Raw genomic sequence first — 17281 nt, 5'->3', positions numbered from 1 at the left:
CCTCGAGTGCCGGGCGTCTTCCTAGTCCAAAGCGTAGTGAACAGTCAGAATCTGATGAACGATATCGACGAACAACTGAGAGAAATCATTCCTCGATTGCGGCGCTTTGCCGTGTCGTTGACGCGCAACACCAGCAGCGCTGACGACCTGGTACAAGCCTGCCTGGAGCGCGCGCTGTCGAATTGGGGCAGCAAACGCGCCGAGGGCGACTTGCGCGCCTGGCTGTTCTCGATTCTGTATCGACAGTTTCTCGATGCGCACCGCAGTTCCCGGCGCTATGCGCGCATGCTCGACTTTTTCACCGGCCGTGACGATGCCCAGCCCTCGGTGGAGCGCACGGTCATCGCCCAATCGACCCTCAACGCCTTCGACCGTTTGCCCACCGAACAACGCGCGCTGCTGCTCTGGGTGTCTGTCGAAGGCTTGAGCTACAAAGAGGTCGCCGAGATTCTCGAGGTTCCCACCGGCACCGTAATGTCCCGCCTGTCCCGGGCTCGCCAGGCCCTGCGCCAACTCAGCGATGGCGAAATCAACCGCCCTTCCCTGCGGAGACTCAAATGATCAGCATGCCCCCCAGCGAGCGTGACCTGCACGCCTACGTCGACCACCAATTGAGCGACGCCGACCGACGGCTGGTCGAGACTTTTCTGGCCAACAATCCCGAAATTTCCGCACAAGTGCGTGCCTGGCAATTGGACGCCCAGCAACTGCGCGCCGCCCTCGGTGGCGCCTTGCAGCAGCCAGCCAACCCGGACCTTGATCCGGCCGTGATACGCCAGCGCCTCAAACACCAGTCCCGTCGACACCTGGCCAGTGCCGCGGTGTTGCTGATTGCCGTCAGCGTCGGCGGCTTCAGCGGTTGGCAAGCGCGGGAGATGACACTCGCACCTCCCCAGCTTCCGATGACCGACGCACTGCAGGCCTATCGCCTGATTGCCCAGCAAGGCATCCTGCCGGCCGATTTCAAAGTCGGTGAGGACGGTGATATGCAAGGCTGGCTCGACCGTTATTTCACTCAGGCCAATCGCCTGCCCGACCTTTCGGATGCCGGCTTCAAACCGGTCAGCGGGCGTCTGCTGAGCACCGAGCAAGGTCCTGCGGCGATGGTGGTTTACCAGAATCAGGGTGGGCAGAAAGTCAGTTTCTACGTGCGCCCGCCAGGGCCGAAAAACTTCCTGCTACCCCGTGGCAGCCGTAGCGATGGCGGGTTGCAGGCCGAATACTGGTCGGGTGGCGGTTACAACTACGCGATGGTCAGCCCGACGGATACGCCGGCGGCGCGGATGCTCGGCAAAACCGTAAAGTTTTGATCCCCCTTGCTCGCGATTGCGGCCTGTCAGGCAACATCTCAGTGACTGTCAGGCCGTCATCGTCGGATCGCCGCCCGGAACAAGCTCGCTCCCACAGGATTTGCGATGTTCCTTTGGAACCCGGTGACGGTGACCCGGAATATGCCGACACCGCTGGAAGCAAAATACCTGCTCTGGTTACACTATCGCGCCGCGGGTTGGGGAGCCTGCCCGTACCAGAGGTGATATTTCAGTGGCCGTTCGACCGCCCAACCGTTCGCGAATCCAATCGCGCTGGCAAACGTTGCGTCGTCTTCTCGGCAAGGCACCGGCTGCTGTGAGCTGCATGGCAGGCCAAGTCATCCACGATTACTTTCGCCACCAGGCCCAATCCCGGGGTTATACCCTGAGTCACAGCCAACAGCGCGTGATCGACTGCATGGCACGGCAAGCCTGCAAGCTCATGGGTAATCCGCCGAATCCGCTGCCCGGCCTTTATTTGCATGGTGCCGTAGGGCGCGGCAAAAGCTGGCTGCTCGACGGGTTTTTCCGGGCCATTCCCCTCGCGGAAAAACACCGCCTGCACTTCCATGAGTTTTTCGCCCAACTGCATCAGGGCATGTTCAATCACCGCGAAGAGGCCGATGCCCTGGCGGTCACCCTCGATGAATTGCTCAGCGATTGCCGGGTGCTGTGTTTCGATGAGTTCCATGTGCACGACATCGGCGATGCGATGCTCATCACCCGGCTGTTCAAGGCGTTGTTCCAGCGCGGCATCCTGGTATTGGTGACCTCCAATTACCCGCCCGAAGGCCTGCTGCCCAACCCGCTGTACCACGCCCGCTTCAAACCGGTGATCGATTTGATCAATTCGCGCATGCAGGTCATGGAAGTCGGCGGGCCGCACGACTATCGAAGCCAGATCCGCAGCCACGCGCAACAGTTGTTCACCCAGGGCCATTACGTATGGCCGGCCAGTGTGGCGCAGCGTCAGTCTTTGAACCTACCGGGGCGCGATGCCCCAGCCGTTTCATTGCCCGTCGGCACCCGGCATTTCCGGGCGCGCCTGTGCGAAGAGCGCCGCATTGGTTTTACCTTCGCCGACCTGTGCGACCAACCCACGGCCGTGATGGACTATCTGGAGCTGTGCCGCCGCTTTGATCGCTGGATCATCGATGACCTGCCGCGGCTTGGCGAGTGCTCGATCGCCGCCCAACAGCGCTTCATCAACCTCATCGACGTGCTGTACGACCAGGACAAACACCTGACGCTGCTCGGCCAGCACGCTCTGCGCGAAAGCCTGGACGGCAATGCCATCGATCTGGCACGCACCCGCAGTCGATTGGGGCAACTGGTCGAAGTCAGCGAACCGGCCTGACAGTCGCCACATTTTTCCCGCTATCATGTCGCGCATTTGCGGGGCCACGCGCCTGTTCCTTGATCAATAGCGGATCTGTTCATGCATACCCTTGCTCAATTGCGTGCCGGCGAGTTGTCAGGCATCACACGGCTGGACCTGGTCGACGGCCTTACCGATTTCCCCCGAGAGATTTTCGATCTGGCGGACTCGCTGGAAGTGCTCAACCTCAGCGGCAATGCCTTGAGCGCCCTGCCCGAGGACTTGCATCGCCTGACTCGTTTGCGTGTACTGTTCTGTTCCGATAACCGCTTCACCGAGTTGCCGGCCTGCCTGGGCCAATGCGCCGCACTGACGATGATCGGCTTCAAGGCCAACCGCATCGCCCACGTGCCCGCCGCGGCGCTACCACCGCTGCTGCGCTGGCTGATCCTGACCGACAACAACATCGAAGTCTTGCCGGACGAACTGGGAGAGCGCCCGTTCCTGCAAAAGCTCATGCTCGCCGGCAACCGCTTGCAAACGCTGCCGGAGTCGTTGCGCCAGTGCCATCGGCTGGAGCTGATCCGCATCGCCGCCAACCAATTGACCGATCTGCCACAATGGCTGCTTGAACTGCCGAGCCTGACCTGGTTGGCGTACGCCGGTAACCCGCTGGAATCCGAAGCCGATGCCACGGCCCTGGACGCCACACCGCGCATTGACTGGTCAGCACTGCGCCTGGAGAAAAAACTCGGCGAAGGTGCGTCCGGGGTGATACATCAGGCCGTCTGGCAAGCGGTCGATAAGCCAGCCATGACCGTTGCGGTGAAGCTCTACAAGGGCGAAATGACCAGCGACGGTTCGCCACTGCACGAGATGAACGCCTGCATCACCGCCGGGCTGCACCCGAACCTGATCCGCGTCGAAGGGCGGATTGTCGATCACCCGCAACAAACGGCCGGGCTGGTGATGCAACTGATAGCACCGAGCTACCGCAACCTCGCCGCGCTGCCCAGCCTGGCGTCATGCAGCCGCGACATTTACCCCGACGACTTGCGCTTCAATGCAGCGGTGGCGCTACGCATTGCCGCGGGCATCGCCTCGGTGGCCGAGCATCTGCACGGCCATGGCATCACCCACGGCGACCTCTATGGACACAATATTCTGTGGAATGAACAGGGTGATTGCTTGCTGGGGGACTTTGGCGCGGCGTCGTTCCACGCCTTGTCCGACAGCCAGGAAAGCCGTGCCTTGCAGCGGATCGAGGTACGAGCATTCGGGGTGTTGCTGGGGGAATTGCTGGCGCGAATCGACTCAGGGTTGAGCGATGAGCTGCGTGGGGTGCTGGAGGATCTGGAGCAGCGTTGCTGTCAGCCGCAGGTGCTGGAGCGGCCTGGGTTTGGCGAGATCGTTCAGGAGTTGGCTGACCTCAAGAGCTAAATACAGAACCTGTGGCGAGGGGGCTTGCCCCCGTTGGACGGCGAAGCCGTCCGAAAAGCGACGGCTGCTTCGCAACCGAACGGGGGCAAGCCCCCCTCGCCACAAGTCAGCTCAAAGCCAGTACGATCAACCCGCCAAGCCGACAAACATTTCCTGCACGTCATCGTGGTTATCGAGGCCTTCGAGGAACGCTTCGACTTCCGCCATCTGTTCGTCACTCAGACCGCTGACCGGGTTCTTCGGCTGGTAGCCCAGCTTGGCCGACAGCACGGTGAAGCCTTGTTCGGGCAGGGCCTTCTGTACGGCGTCGAGGTCGGTCGGATCGGTCAGGAACAGGGTTGCGCCCTCTTCACCCGGCTCGAAATCCTGTGCACCGGCTTCGATGGCGGCCATTTCCGGATCGGCGTCCGGGGTGTCCGGCGACGCTTCGATCATGCCGACATGGTTGAAGTCCCAGGCCACGGAACCGGAAGCGCCCAGTTGGCCCTTGCGGAACGCCACGCGGATCTCGGCGACGGTGCGGTTGATGTTGTCCGTCACGCATTCAACGATCAACGGCACCTGATGCGGTGCGAAGCCTTCATAGGTCACGCGATGGTATTGCACGGTCTCGCCCAGCAGACCCGCACCCTTCTTGATGGCGCGATCCAGTGTTTCCTTGGGCATCGAAGCTTTCTTGGCCTGCTCGACCACCAGGCGCAAATGCGCGTTGGTGGCAACATCAGCGCCGTTGCGCGCAGCGATGGTGATTTCCTTCACCAGTTTGCCGAAGATCTTGCCCTTGGCATTGGCTGCCGCTTCTTTGTGTTTAACCTTCCACTGTGCGCCCATTTCTCACTCTCTTGTCTGTGGCATCTGTGGCGCCGAGACATCTATTGGCCGACGCATTGCGCAAGTTTATACGGCCTAAAGTTGGCAATCGACCAAAAATTCCCGACTTGCATCGACATCTTCACCAGCGGTTGTAGGGCGATTCGGAAATGTCGCTTTAGCATGCCCGCAATGCACTGGGGTTTCGTACGCTTTGCACCCTATTCCACGGCAGAAACGTGTTCGATGCACAACGATAAGGAAAGTCCCGCTACCCTGACGCTTCTCGATGACGACCTGAGTTTCCAGGTGGTCCGGTTCAGCGGTCATGAAGCACTCAACCAGCCCTATCGATTCGACATAGAGGTCATCGGGCTGGCGCCGGCCCTCAATCTCGAACGACTGCTGCACCAACCGGCGTTCCTCGAAATTGGCCATGACCAGGGCATTCATGGCGTGCTGGACAGCGCCGGCTGTGAACATCGAAGCGCGCACAGGGTGGCTTACAAACTGGGGCTGGTGCCCCGTCTCCAGGCGCTGGAACAGCAACGACGCCGACGAGTGCTCCAGCGTGCCAGCGTGCCCATGATCCTGCGCCAATTGTTCGAGGAACATCGATTGCCCGTCAGCAGCTATCGCATTGAATTGACAACCGGGCACTACCCCCTGCGACCTTTTTGCATTCAGTACGATGAAACCGACCTGGCGTTGCTGCAACGGCTGTGCGAGGAAGAAGGCATCCACTACCACTTCGAGCACCAACGTGACGGCCACGTGCTGGTGCTGGCCGATGACAGCCTGAGTTTTCCCCAGGAACCACTGCTCATGTCGACGAGCAGCGGCGCCCTCGGCGAACACCAGGAGCCAGTCATCAGCGAGCTGTTCCAGCGCCATGACCCTTCGCTCCCCACCGTGCGCCCAGGCGCGAGGAATCCTGGTGCAGCGGGCATCGGCGACGACGACGGCGCAGCCAATCACTCGTTCACCATGGCGAGACAGGCTCCCGCTCGGGAACAGCAGCATCGCGACCAACTCGGCCGGCGACAATTGGAACGCCTGCGTTGTCGGCACCTGCAAATCCACGGTCAAAGCAATCACGGCGCCCTACGATGCGGGCGGATCGTGCAGGTGGCTGAACATCCGCTGGCGAATTTCAATGATCAATGGCTGGTTACCGAAATTCGCCATCAGGGCCATCACCCATCCATTCTGCTCGATGACACACCTGACATGCCCCCCGGTTACCACAATGAATTCAGCGCCATCCCTTGGTCGACGGTGTTCAGGCCAGCGCTGAAACAACCCAGGCCGAGTATCCCCGGGTATCAGCCCGGCCGAGTGTGCGGACCGGCAGGGCAACCGGCGAAGGTGGACGAGGATGGCAGGGTTCAGGTGAACCTCTGGCCCGCCACACCTTCGGCCGCAGAGGGATCCGACAGCCTGTGGCTACCGCTGGCGCTGACCACCGCCGAGGACTGGATAGACCCGTCCCGCTTGCCCGTGGCCGGCAGTGAGGTACTGGTGATTTTCCTCGACAGTGACCCGGATCGTCCGGTGCTTTGTACGACTCTGGCCCCCCGGCCAAAACCCCATCGCCCTCACCCGCGAGAGCCCCAGGGCAATACCCGCCTGCTGTTCGACTGGCTGCTCACCCGCTCGGAACTTGCGCCCTGACGCTCAGCCGTAGTCAGCGGGTGGCGTTGCCCAGGGTTGCAGCCGCTGCAGGCAACGCGGGACAGGATTCAGCTGCGCAGGGGTTTGATGTTCAGCGCCCGATTCGGCACGAAGGGGTAGCGGGTTTTCAGGCCACCGGGACGGCTGTTCCAATGCGGGATCAGCACCAGCGCCGAAAACATGGCACAACCGGCGAAGACAATGAACACGGAGACGGTGTCGAAATAACCCGGTAGCAGGCCGCCGAGAATCGCTCCGACCGAGCCGCAGCCGTTGACGAAACCGGCAGCCGTGGCGCCGGCCCTGGCGGTGCCGAAGTCGATGGCCGCTGCGCCGCTGATCATCGAGTCCGGTCCATAGAGGGTCAGGCCCATGACAAACAGCAGCGCTACCACCAGCAGCACGCTACCGGTATGCAGGGCGCCCATGAAAAACGCCAGGGATACCGTTAGCGCCACCAGGCTGATCACACAAGCCGGCATGCGCCGGGCGCCGAACAGTTTGTCCGAGGCCAGGCCAATCAGGATCGGCCCGAGCAATCCGGCCAGTTCAAACGCGGTCGGTATGATCGCCGCACCGACCTTGCCCACCGAAGGCATCTGTTCGAAGACGATCACCGGTCCCCACAGCAGAATCGCGTAGCGCGCCGGCTTGAGCATGAAGTACGCCAGTCCCAACACCAGCACGGTGCGGTTGCGCAGAATGTCCTTCAACGGCTGCCACATGCCGATTTTGCTTTGTGCGTCAGCGTGTTCGCCGGTCGGCCCAGGTTCCGGCTCCACCGCCGGCAAACCGACGTCCTCCGGTTTGTTGCGTTGGAAAATAAAAAACAGCACGGCGACCAGCCCAACCACCGCCGCACTGGAAAAGAACGCCGCATGCCAGCTGCCGATGAGCGTGTACGCCCACCAACCGGCAAACGGCGACGCTACCAGACCACCGAAGGCGTAGCAGGAACTCCACAGGCCCAATACCCGCCCGCGCTGCCCTGAGGGAAAGAAACTGCCGAGGTTCTTGCACAGTCCCGACCAACCGGTGGACTGCGCCAGGCCTTGTATCAGCATGCAGGCAGCGAAAATCGGTAACGTTGCAAAGCTGCCCATCACCAGCGCCGCGCCAGCGGAAATCAGCAACCCGCCCAGCACGACAACGCGCGGGCCGAAGCGGTCGGCGACGATGCCCCAGGTGAATTGGCCGACGGCGTAGGCCGTCAGGTAGATGGCGTCGAGGTTGGCCATGGCCATTTTGTCGAGCATGAAGGTCGGGTCTTCGCCAATGCCGAGTTTGGCGACCGAGAACGCTTTGCGGGTGGAGTAGAACGCGGCGTAGGCGAGCCAGGTGATCGCGAAGATCTGCACGCGCCAACGCTTGAGGGTGCCGATGTGCCTGTTCATTGCGGTTCTGACCTCAGGGTGTGAGTGTGCCGGCAGAATTGGAAGAAAACGCCTGTGTTTTTATTGTTGAGCACTGTGAAATCACATTGTCCCTGAGGTGATTCCGGTCAGATGAGACCTGTCGTTGCACGCACAGGCTCATGGCACCCGCTGCTGTTCGACTGATCAGTCACCGAGGCTGAGGTGGATGAAAACAATTACTGATCGATAAGTGAAATCGATTTATCGTATTTCCAAAATAAGCCCAGATTGTTACTGGAGATCCCCATGTCGGTTTCCCACGCCCAGCTCAAAGCCTTCCACGCTGTCGCTGTGCATGGAAGTTTTACCAAAGCCTCCGAGCGACTTTTTCTGACGCAACCGGCGATTTCCGACCAGGTGCGCAAACTCGAAGAGCGCTATGGCGTTCTGCTGTTTCACCGCAACAAACGCTCGGTGCGCCTGACCGATCTGGGCGAACGTCTGCTGAGCGTCACCCAGCGGCTATTTGTGATTGAGGCAGAAGCCCAGGAGCTGCTACAGGACTCCCAGGCCTTGCAGACCGGCAGCCTGATTCTGGCGGTGGATGCGCCGGTGCACGTGCTGCCGCAGATTGCCCGCTTCTGTGAACGCTATCCTGGCATCAGTGTGAAGATCGAAACCGGCAACACCGACGAGTCGCTGTTTCGACTGTTCAACTATCAGGCCGACCTGGCGCTGCTGGGCCGTGACGTCAGCGATGAACGCCTGATCTCCCTGCCCCTGCGCAACGACCCGATGGTCGCATTCGTGTCGCGCAATCACCCGTGGGCCGACCGCGAATCCATCACCCTCGCGGACCTCGACGACACGCCACTGGTGTTGCGGGAAATCGGTTCGGTGACAAGGCAGACCCTGGAAGAGGAAATGACCGGTGCCGGGTTTCGCATCCGCCCGGCGATTCAGGTTGAAGGTCGCGAGGCAGCGCGTGAGGCCGTGGTGGTGGGGATTGGTGTGGGTGTGGTCTCGGCAGCCGAGTTTGGTGCGGACTCCCGGGTTTGCGCACTGCCGATTACCGATTGCAAACGCAGGCTGACTGAAACCCTGGTGTGCTTGCGCGAACAGAGTTCGCGGCGGCTGGTGGCGACTTTTCTGGAGATGGTGCGCGAGAGTCTTGTTTAAGCAGGTCTGACGCCTTCGCGAGCAGGCTCGCTCCTACGGTGGATCTGTGCCCTGTAGGAGCGAGCCTGCTCGCGATGATCGTTAACGATGACACTGGCTGCCTGACGCCCCGCGGTGCCTGTGCCACCATCGCGAGCGTGCCGCAAGCGGGCACCCGCTCCTACAGTAAATTTGCGTCGTGCACAAAACAGGCGATGCAGGCGACCCGGTCTACCTGACAGGTGCCAGCCCTAAAAACGCCTGAATCAAGCGTAAATCCCGTCTCCGCTCCACGCACCCGATCATGTGCCGGTTCACCAACCCTTCGCCAATGATCGGCACCGCCACCACCCGCGGGTCGTGGCTGACCTCCACCGAAGACACTACCCCTACTCCCAGTTCGGCGGCCACCGCTTCGGTCACCGCTTCGCGACTGTCCAGTTCCAGCAACACCCGTGGATTGACCCTGGCCTGGGCGCAAGCCTCATCGAAGGTGCGCCGGGTAATCGAACTCGGTTCGCGCAGCACCATGATCACCTGATCCAGCGCCTTGAGCTGCACGCCTTTGGTCTCCCGCACCCAAGGATGGCCTTCGGGTACCAGAGCGCATATCCGCGACTCGTTCAGCGCCTGCAGATGCAAGCCCTTGCGTGGCTCGACCTCGGTCAGCACCGCCACATCGGCATGTTCGGACAATAGCGCCGCCAGGGTTTCCTGGGCGTTGCCCAGGCGCAGGTTCACCGTGATCCCGGGATAGCGCGCACGCAGCCTGGCAAGCATCGGCATGACCATGTGCGGACCGTCCGCCGCCACCTCCAGACGCCCGGTCAGCAATTGCCGGTTGGCCTCAAGCATCACCTGCGCCTCCTCGGCCAGGCCGAACATCGCCCGGGTGATGGCCGCCAGTTTGGTGCCCTCCTCCGTCAACTCCACCCGTCGGGCGGTGCGGCGCAGCAAGGTGATCTGGTAGTGCTCCTCCAGGGCCTTGATGTGCCCGGTAACCGCCGGCTGGCTGATGAACAGCCGCGCCGCCGCCCGGGTAAAACTGCCCTCCCGGGCCACGGCATCGAAGGCGCGCAGCTGAAACAGGTTCATGAATAACTCTCACTGATGGTTGGCATAACAACAAACAATTTGATTGATAACACGGCAAATTGCAATTTAAGCCCCGTAGCTTCATCCCATCGATTGCGAGGACACGAGAATGAGTACTGCCGAGCCTATCCTGCTCACCCCCGGCCCATTGACCACTTCGGCCCGCACCCGCCAGGCGATGATGGTCGACTGGGGGTCATGGGATGACCGTTTCAATCAACTGACCGCCAGCCTCTGCGAGCAACTGCTGACGATCATCAACGGCGCCGCCACCCACCACTGCGTACCCCTGCAGGGCAGCGGCACCTTCGCGGTCGAGGCCGCGATCGGCACGCTGGTACCTCGCGCTGGCAAGGTTCTGGTGCTGATCAACGGTGCCTATGGCAAGCGACTGGCGAAAATCTGCGAAGTGCTCGGCCGCTCCTTCAGCACTTTCGAAACCGCCGAAGACGAGCCGACCACCGCCGCCGACGTCGACCGCCTGCTGCGCGCCGACACCGGCATCACCCACGTCGCCCTGATCCATTGTGAAACCAGCACCGGCATCCTCAATCCACTGCCAGAGATTGCCCATGTCGTTGCGCAACACGGCAAGCGGTTGATCATCGACGCCATGAGCTCCTTCGGGGCCCTGCCAGTGGACGCACAACAAGTGCCGTTCGACGCCCTGATCGCTGCATCGGGCAAATGCCTGGAAGGTGTGCCGGGCATGGGCTTTGTCTTCGCCCGCAAAGAATCGCTGGCCAGCGCCGCCGGTAATTCCCACTCGCTGGCCATGGACCTGCAGGACCAGCACGCCTACATGACCAAGACCGGCCAGTGGCGCTTCACCCCGCCGACCCATGTGGTCGCCGCGTTGCACGAGGCCCTGCTGCAATACAACGAAGAAGGTGGCTTGCCGGCGCGGCACGAACGCTACGCCGCCAACTGCCAGGCATTGATGGAAGAGATGGGCAAGCTGGGGCTGCGCAGCTTCCTGCCAGCGGCCATTCAGGCGCCGATCATCGCCACCTTTCACGCCCCGAAAGATCCGCGCTACCAGTTCAAGGAGTTCTACGAGCGGGTCAAGGCCAAGGGCTACATCCTCTACCCCGGCAAACTGACCCAGGTCGAAACCTTCCGTGTCGGCTGCATCGGTCACGTGCGACCGGCCGAAATGCGCGAGGCCGTGGCGGCCATTGGCGAAGTGTTGCGCGAGATGGAAGTGCTGGAAATCTAAACCACACCCCATTCCCCCTGTAGGAGCGAGCCTGCTCGCGATGAGGCCAAGTCAGTCGACACACATGCCGAATGAAAGACCGCTATCGCGAGCAGGCTCGCTCCTACAGAAAAGCTGAATTTCCGAACAGATCGATATCACAGGAACCCAAACGCCATGAACTACTCCAACCCAACCAGACTGCAAGCCGCCATCCTCGACTGGGCTGGCACCGTGGTCGACTTCGGCTCCTTTGCCCCGACGCAGATTTTCGTCGAGGCCTTCGCCGAGTTCGACGTACAGGTGTCCATCGAAGAAGCCCGTGGCCCGATGGGCATGGGCAAGTGGGACCACATTCGCACCCTGTGCGATCTGCCGGAAGTTGCCGAGCGTTATCGCAAAGTGTTCGGCCGCACGCCGACCGACGATGACGTGACCGCCATCTACCAGCGCTTCATGCCGCTGCAGATCGAAAAAATCGCCGAACACTCCGCGCTGATTCCGGGGGCACTGGAGACCATCGCCCACTTGCGCCGGCAAGACATCAAGATCGGCTCCTGCTCCGGTTACCCGAAACAGGTCATGGACAAGGTGGTCGAACTGGCCGCCACCAACGGTTACGTGGCCGATCACGTGGTCGCCACTGACGAAGTGCCGAATGGTCGTCCATGGCCTGCCCAGGCACTGGCCAACGTCATCGCGTTGGGCATCGACGATGTCGCCGCCTGCGTGAAGATCGACGATACCGTACCGGGCATTCTCGAAGGTCGCCGCGCCGGCATGTGGACCGTTGCGCTGATCTGCTCGGGCAACGCCCTGGGCCTGGACTACGAGGGTTATCGTGCTCTGGACAGCGTACAACTGGACAGCGAGCGCAAGCGCATCCACGCAATGTTCAAAGATTCGCGCCCGCACTACATGATCGACACCATCACCGATCTGCCGGAAGTGATCGCCGACATCAACAAGCGCCTGACCAACGGCGAAATGCCGCAATCGAGCTGAAAACGCAACGCCCCCCTGTAGGAGCGAGCATGCTCGCGATGGTCGCCAACGATAACGCGGGGAATCTGATGCCCCACAGTGCCTGAGCCTCCATCGCGAGCATGCCGCAAGCGGGCACCCGCTCCTACAGGGCTCAATGCATCCGCGACCAATCACCACAAGCAAACCCGGCGAAACAGGATTACAGTTAACGCACACCGTCGACCAAGAGCGGTGGCTTTAAACCGGATCTCTGAGGAACACCGAATGCCGTGGAAGAACTCTGCCTCGCGCTATAGCACCGTATCGATAGCGCTGCATTGGTTGATGCTGGTCCTGCTGGCACTGGTTTACGCCTGTATCGAGTTTCGCGGGATGTTTCCCAAGGGCAGTGGCGGGCGCACGCTGATCGTCGAATCCCACTTCATGCTCGGCCTGACCGTGTTCGTTCTGGTCTGGCTGCGCTTGTTCGCACGCAGTCTCGGCCCGGCGCCTGAGGTCTATCCGGCCTCTCCGCGATGGCAAACGTCGCTGGCCAGGCTGATGCACTGGGCGCTGTACATTTTCATGATCGCAACACCCATTCTCGGGTGGCTGGTCACCAGCGCCAAAGGCAATCAGGTGATGTTCTACGGTTTCGACCTGCCGATGCCAATAGCGGAAAACAAGGAGCTGGGCAAACAACTCCAGGGTTGGCACGAGCTCGGCGGCACTATCGGCTATTGGCTGATCGGCCTGCATGCCGCGGCCGCGCTGTATCACCATTACGTGGTAGGCGATAACACCTTGCTGCGAATGACGCCCAAGCGGGTAAACCGCGACACTTGAGGCCAATGAATTCCGATGTGGGAGCGGGCTTGCTCGCGAAGGCAGTGTGTCAGGCAATACAAAATCGACTGATAGTCCGCCTTCGCGAGCAAGCCCGCTCCCACACTGGATCGCAGCACCGCTCAGTTTTCTGAACTCAATCCCCGCCGCCCCTGCAAGCCGCCGGTGTGAACGAAGATCAGCCGTGTGCCACGGGCGAACTTTCCCGCTTCGACTTGTTGCCTGAGGGCCATGAGTGCCTTGCCGGTGTACAGCGGCTCCAGGGAAATGCCGCTGGCCTGCTCGGTCTGTTCGATGAAATCGAGCAACAGCGGATCGACCTTGGCGAAGCCGCCGCGACAAGCCTCGAGCAGCTCATACGCCGCATCGAACACAGCCGCCTCCTGCACGATTCTCTCGACCTGCTGCGCTACCCCATGATCGCCGGGCACCGCCAGGGCACCGTACACCGGATGCTCCCCCGCCTCGGCCAATACCAGGCCGGCCAGGGTCGTGCCGGTTCCGCAGGCCAGCCACCAGCCGTCGTAGTCGTTCCAGCCCAAGCCCTCCAGTTGCGCGCAAACGCTGGCCCGCAGTTGCATGCAACCCAGAGCGCCAAGCAAACCACCTCCCCCTTCAGGCACCGGATACAACGTCGGATATCGGGTTTGCCAGGGTTGCCAGAAATCCGCTTCATGCCGCGTTCGATAGCCTGCGTAACCCAGCCAGTGCAACTGCATGCCGTACGCCTGCAAGTCGTTGACCGTCGGGGTTTGCTGAGGGTGCCCGCGCAACAGGCCGACAGTGGAAAAACCTAAACGCTTGCCCGCCGCCGCCAACGCGTGGAGGTGATTGGAGTGCGCTCCACCCAGGCTGATGATGCCTTCGGCACCAACGCGGTCGGCGCTCTTCAGGTGTTCGATGAGCTTGAACCATTTGTTGCCACTGATCAGCGGGTCGATCTGGTCCAGGCGCAGGATCGCGACTTCGATGCCGGCGGTGGAGAGCCAGTCGAGGTGAAGATGTTCGAGCGAAGCCTGGGGCAGCCAGGTTTTAGGCGGGAGGAGCATCAATGCCGGCTCTGTATGAAGAGCCGGCATCTTAACAGCTGACAGACCTGCCTGTTAAAGCTCTGCCGCCAACCGCGATCCCTGATTGATCGCCCGCTTGGCATCCAGCTCAGCCGCGACATCCGCGCCACCGATCAGGTGTACGCTCTGCCCCGCCGCCACCAGGCCGTCATGCAACTCACGCAGCGGATCCTGCCCGGCGCAAATCACGATGTTGTCCACAGGCAGCACCTGCGGTTCGCCGGTTTCGCCGATGCGGATGTGCAGGCCTTCGTCATCGATCTTCAGGTACTCAACGCTGTTGAGCATCTGTACCTGCTTGTTCTTCAGGCCAGTGCGATGAATCCAGCCGGTGGTCTTGCCCAGGCCGTCGCCGACCTTGGACTTCTTGCGTTGCAGCAGGAACACCTCGCGAGCCGGCGCGTGGGGCGTGGCCTTGATACCGGCGACACCACCGCGTGCTTCAAGGTGGCTATCGATGCCCCATTCTTTCCAGAACGCAGCACGATCCTGACTGGTCGCGACACCTTCATGCACAAGGAACTCGGAGACGTCGAAACCGATACCACCGGCACCGATCACCGCGACACGCTGGCCGACCGGCTTGCGCTCCAGGAGCACATCCAGGTAGCTCAGCACCTTGGCGTGCTCCACCCCCGCAATGGCCGGCACGCGCGGCGCAATGCCGGTGGCCAGAATGATCTCGTCGTAGCCGCCCTCGACCAAGGCGGCCACATCGACGCGGGTGTTCAGGCACACCTCGACATGGGTGGTCTGCAGCTTGCGGCTGAAGTAGCGAATGGTTTCGTAGAACTCTTCCTTGCCCGGCACCCGCTTGGCGATGTTGAACTGACCGCCGATTTCGCTGGCCGAATCGAACAGCGTCACCTGATGACCACGCTCGGCGGCCACGGTCGCGGCGGACAAACCGGCAGGCCCGGCACCGACCACGGCGATTTTCTTCAACTGCTGCACGGGCAGGTAATTGAGTTCGGTTTCATGGCAGGCACGCGGGTTGACCAGGCAACTGGTCAGCTTGCCGCCAAAGGTGTGATCGAGGCAGGCCTGGTTGCAACCGATGCAGGTGTTGATTTCATCGGCGCGTCCAGCAGCAGCCTTGTTGACGAAATCCGGGTCGGCGAGGAACGGCCGCGCCATGGACACCATGTCGGCATCGCCCTCGGCGAGAATCTGCTCGGCCACTTCCGGCGTGTTGATACGGTTGGTGGTGATCAGCGGAATATTGACCGAACCACGCAGTTTGGCCGTGACCTTGCTGAACGCCGCACGCGGTACTTTGGTGGCGATGGTCGGAATCCGCGCTTCGTGCCAGCCGATACCGGTGTTGATGAGGGTCGCACCGGCTTGCTCGATGGCCTTGGCCAGTTGAACGATTTCGTCCCAGGTGCTGCCGCCTTCGACCAGGTCGAGCATCGACAGGCGGAAAATGATGATGAAGTTCGGACCAACCGCCTCACGTACGCGACGGACGATTTCCACCGGCAGGCGCATGCGGTTTTCATAGCTGCCACCCCAGCGATCGGTCCGGTGGTTGGTGTGGGCGGCGAGGAACTGGTTAATGAAATAGCCTTCGGAGCCCATGATTTCCACGCCGTCGTACTCGGCGGTTTGTGCCAGGACCGAGCAGGTGACGAAATCGCTGATCTGCTTTTCGATGCCTTCCTCGTCCAGTTCCTTGGGCTTGAACGGGTTGATCGGCGCCTGAATCGCACTTGGCGCGACCTGTTTCGGGCTGTAGGCATAACGACCGGCGTGGAGGATCTGCATGCAGATCTTGCCGCCTGCATCGTGCACGGCACGGGTGACGATGCGGTGTTTCAGCGCCTCTTCTTCAGTGGTCAGCTTGGCCGCGCCGGAATACACGCCACCTTCGTCGTTCGGACCGATACCGCCAGTGACCATCAGGCCGACACCGCCACGGGCACGCTCGGCGAAGTAGGCGGCCATGCGCTCGAACCCACCCGGTTTCTCTTCAAGGCCAGTGTGCATCGACCCCATCAGGGTGCGATTGCGCAGCGTGGTGAAACCCAGGTCCAGCGGAGCCAACAGGTGCGGGTATTGAGCGGCGGTCATCGGTAACTCCACATCGAGCGATCACGGAAAGTGCGGGAGCTCTACGGCCCCCATCAGTCATGTTCGACAGACTAAGAGTCGCGCTGCTGCCGCTCAATGACTGAAAATGACAACTTAATGATCGAAATGAGCAGTCACACCGTCAGCGAATGGACGTTCTGGTCGCTAATGCGATACGGCATATCCGCTATCTGTGGAAATATTCAAAACCCGAAGTAAACAAACGCCGTCACTGCAGCTATACCCCATGCGGCCAACGCCAGGACCGTTGAATTTTGCGGTAACCGGGATTCGTTGAATCGCTGCATGCCTGGCTTCGAAAATCCGCTCTGAGCACAATAGCAATGCTTGATGACCTGGTAGGTGTATCTGAGGCCGACCAACAGAAACAAGGTGATCAGGCCCAGGGCAAATCCACGCCTTATAGCCGGTTGACCCAATGCTGCGAGGTGGTCCAGCTCGCAAGCGACACTATTGAGTTGCGCAACGCTAATTCGTTGATAGTCCGTTGAAGTGCGCTTTTGGTCGATCTGGATCGCCGCCAGTTGCTCCAGATCCAACACCTGATACTTCCAGAGCGTTGACGATCCTTTTCGGCAGAAGGTAAATGCAGAAGGACTTGAGACCGAGACAATGAGCGCGTCGTTGATATCCAGTTTTTTCAGCGTTTCCATGGCCGACCTGGTGAAGTCCAGATCGAAGACCGAAGTAACCCCGGTGGCAGAAACCGCGAGCGAAACCAATAGGCCGCTCAAGACGCAGAACGCTGAAGTGTTCAAGACCGGGTTTCCTTTTTCCATTGCTTTTTGATTTCGCAGCTCGGTTCCAGCCTGCTTTTTTGAGCGTCATTACACTGCTGGCGCTCCGATACCCAACGGCATCGACGAACAGAAATCCCCCCTCGGGAAAAAGAAAGGGAGGGCATCCATTGCCCTCCCTTCCGTGGTCTGCGCTCCTTGCGACAGTGC

General features: G+C 61.1%; 15 protein-coding genes. 9 read left to right on the top strand and 6 right to left on the bottom strand.

The genetic code is table 11. The features are described 5' to 3' along the window. The first annotated feature begins 54 nt into the window (after window positions 1-54). The 4 genes from CAG47_RS16440 (at window position 55) to CAG47_RS16425 (ending at window position 4068) form a co-directional block, all read left to right on the top strand. Window positions 55-561, top strand: coding sequence for a sigma-70 family RNA polymerase sigma factor (locus tag CAG47_RS16440; protein WP_085726010.1), 507 nt, complete (start codon window positions 55-57; stop codon window positions 559-561). Beyond that, window positions 558-1310, top strand: a complete 753-nt coding sequence (locus CAG47_RS16435) for an anti-sigma factor (protein WP_085725908.1) — start codon at window positions 558-560, stop codon at window positions 1308-1310. Before CAG47_RS16440 ends, CAG47_RS16435 begins: the two co-directional genes overlap by 4 nt. Window positions 1311-1542: 232 nt before the next feature. Further along, window positions 1543-2667: a cell division protein ZapE gene (zapE, locus tag CAG47_RS16430; protein WP_085725907.1), complete on the top strand. Its 1125-nt coding sequence runs from the start codon at window positions 1543-1545 to the stop codon at window positions 2665-2667. A gap of 81 nt (window positions 2668-2748) precedes the next feature. Continuing rightward, the gene (locus tag CAG47_RS16425) at window positions 2749-4068 is read left to right on the top strand and encodes a leucine-rich repeat-containing protein kinase family protein (protein ID WP_085725906.1); all 1320 of its coding nucleotides are present in this window, start codon (window positions 2749-2751) and stop codon (window positions 4066-4068) included. Between the two features lie 126 nt (window positions 4069-4194). Here CAG47_RS16425 and CAG47_RS16420 read toward each other — a convergent pair whose 3' ends face one another. Beyond that, window positions 4195-4899 (bottom strand): YebC/PmpR family DNA-binding transcriptional regulator, encoded by a 705-nt coding sequence (locus CAG47_RS16420; protein ID WP_085725905.1) that lies wholly within the window; start codon window positions 4897-4899, stop codon window positions 4195-4197. Between the two features lie 225 nt (window positions 4900-5124). On the opposite strand from CAG47_RS16420, the gene CAG47_RS16415 reads away from it, so the two are divergent. After that, window positions 5125-6552 (top strand): type VI secretion system Vgr family protein, encoded by a 1428-nt coding sequence (locus CAG47_RS16415; protein ID WP_085725904.1) that lies wholly within the window; start codon window positions 5125-5127, stop codon window positions 6550-6552. 68 nt (window positions 6553-6620) lie between these two features. Here the strand turns inward: CAG47_RS16415 and CAG47_RS16410 are convergent, their stop codons facing one another. Continuing rightward, complete coding sequence (locus tag CAG47_RS16410; RefSeq protein WP_085725903.1) at window positions 6621-7946, bottom strand: MFS transporter; 1326 nt, start codon at window positions 7944-7946, stop codon at window positions 6621-6623. A gap of 267 nt (window positions 7947-8213) precedes the next feature. Here CAG47_RS16410 and CAG47_RS16405 point away from each other — a divergent pair, with 267 nt between their 5' ends. After that, window positions 8214-9086 carry a LysR family transcriptional regulator gene (locus tag CAG47_RS16405; protein ID WP_085725902.1) on the top strand — a complete coding sequence of 291 codons (873 nt, stop codon included), beginning with the start codon at window positions 8214-8216 and terminating at the stop codon, window positions 9084-9086. Between the two features lie 210 nt (window positions 9087-9296). On the opposite strand, the gene CAG47_RS16400 is transcribed toward CAG47_RS16405, so the two are convergent. Further along, window positions 9297-10160 (bottom strand): LysR substrate-binding domain-containing protein, encoded by an 864-nt coding sequence (locus CAG47_RS16400; RefSeq protein WP_085725901.1) that lies wholly within the window; start codon window positions 10158-10160, stop codon window positions 9297-9299. 109 nt (window positions 10161-10269) lie between these two features. On the opposite strand from CAG47_RS16400, the gene CAG47_RS16395 reads away from it, so the two are divergent. The 3 genes from CAG47_RS16395 to CAG47_RS16385 all read left to right on the top strand — a co-directional run bounded on the left by CAG47_RS16395 (window position 10270) and on the right by CAG47_RS16385 (window position 13170). Beyond that, the gene (locus CAG47_RS16395) at window positions 10270-11379 is read left to right on the top strand and encodes a 2-aminoethylphosphonate--pyruvate transaminase (protein ID WP_085725900.1); all 1110 of its coding nucleotides are present in this window, start codon (window positions 10270-10272) and stop codon (window positions 11377-11379) included. 156 nt (window positions 11380-11535) lie between these two features. Further along, complete coding sequence (phnX, locus tag CAG47_RS16390) at window positions 11536-12363, top strand: phosphonoacetaldehyde hydrolase (RefSeq protein WP_085725899.1); 828 nt, start codon at window positions 11536-11538, stop codon at window positions 12361-12363. A gap of 246 nt (window positions 12364-12609) precedes the next feature. Further along, the gene (locus CAG47_RS16385) at window positions 12610-13170 is read left to right on the top strand and encodes a cytochrome b (RefSeq protein WP_085725898.1); all 561 of its coding nucleotides are present in this window, start codon (window positions 12610-12612) and stop codon (window positions 13168-13170) included. Window positions 13171-13292: 122 nt separating this feature from the next. On the opposite strand, the gene CAG47_RS16380 is transcribed toward CAG47_RS16385, so the two are convergent. The 3 genes from CAG47_RS16380 to CAG47_RS16370 all read right to left on the bottom strand — a co-directional run bounded on the left by CAG47_RS16380 (window position 13293) and on the right by CAG47_RS16370 (window position 17092). Next, window positions 13293-14219, bottom strand: a complete 927-nt coding sequence (locus tag CAG47_RS16380) for a 1-aminocyclopropane-1-carboxylate deaminase/D-cysteine desulfhydrase (RefSeq protein WP_085725897.1) — start codon at window positions 14217-14219, stop codon at window positions 13293-13295. A gap of 54 nt (window positions 14220-14273) precedes the next feature. Continuing rightward, on the bottom strand, window positions 14274-16313 hold the full coding sequence (locus tag CAG47_RS16375) for an NADPH-dependent 2,4-dienoyl-CoA reductase (RefSeq protein WP_085725896.1): 2040 nt from the start codon (window positions 16311-16313) through the stop codon (window positions 14274-14276). Window positions 16314-16516: 203 nt separating this feature from the next. Then, the gene (locus CAG47_RS16370) at window positions 16517-17092 is read right to left on the bottom strand and encodes a hypothetical protein (RefSeq protein ID WP_085726009.1); all 576 of its coding nucleotides are present in this window, start codon (window positions 17090-17092) and stop codon (window positions 16517-16519) included. Between the last annotated feature and the right edge of the window lie 189 nt (window positions 17093-17281).

It is taken from the genome of Pseudomonas sp. R37(2017), from assembly GCF_002113375.1.
In the GTDB taxonomy this organism is placed as follows: Bacteria; Pseudomonadota; Gammaproteobacteria; order Pseudomonadales; family Pseudomonadaceae; genus Aquipseudomonas.
Note: the sequence above shows the minus strand (reverse complement) of the source record. Positions and strands in the feature narration are given on the sequence as shown.

Coding starts and splice junctions, on each gene's coding strand:
- CAG47_RS16380 (WP_085725897.1), bottom strand. CDS start 14,219: ATGCTCCTCCCGCCTAAAACCTGGCTGCCCCAGGCTTCGCTCGAACAT.
- phnX (WP_085725899.1), top strand. CDS start 11,536: ATGAACTACTCCAACCCAACCAGACTGCAAGCCGCCATCCTCGACTGG.
- CAG47_RS16420 (WP_085725905.1), bottom strand. CDS start 4,899: ATGGGCGCACAGTGGAAGGTTAAACACAAAGAAGCGGCAGCCAATGCC.
- CAG47_RS16385 (WP_085725898.1), top strand. CDS start 12,610: ATGCCGTGGAAGAACTCTGCCTCGCGCTATAGCACCGTATCGATAGCG.
- CAG47_RS16410 (WP_085725903.1), bottom strand. CDS start 7,946: ATGAACAGGCACATCGGCACCCTCAAGCGTTGGCGCGTGCAGATCTTC.
- CAG47_RS16425 (WP_085725906.1), top strand. CDS start 2,749: ATGCATACCCTTGCTCAATTGCGTGCCGGCGAGTTGTCAGGCATCACA.
- CAG47_RS16405 (WP_085725902.1), top strand. CDS start 8,214: ATGTCGGTTTCCCACGCCCAGCTCAAAGCCTTCCACGCTGTCGCTGTG.
- CAG47_RS16375 (WP_085725896.1), bottom strand. CDS start 16,313: ATGACCGCCGCTCAATACCCGCACCTGTTGGCTCCGCTGGACCTGGGT.
- CAG47_RS16395 (WP_085725900.1), top strand. CDS start 10,270: ATGAGTACTGCCGAGCCTATCCTGCTCACCCCCGGCCCATTGACCACT.
- CAG47_RS16400 (WP_085725901.1), bottom strand. CDS start 10,160: ATGAACCTGTTTCAGCTGCGCGCCTTCGATGCCGTGGCCCGGGAGGGC.
- CAG47_RS16440 (WP_085726010.1), top strand. CDS start 55: ATGAACGATATCGACGAACAACTGAGAGAAATCATTCCTCGATTGCGG.
- CAG47_RS16415 (WP_085725904.1), top strand. CDS start 5,125: ATGCACAACGATAAGGAAAGTCCCGCTACCCTGACGCTTCTCGATGAC.
- CAG47_RS16435 (WP_085725908.1), top strand. CDS start 558: ATGATCAGCATGCCCCCCAGCGAGCGTGACCTGCACGCCTACGTCGAC.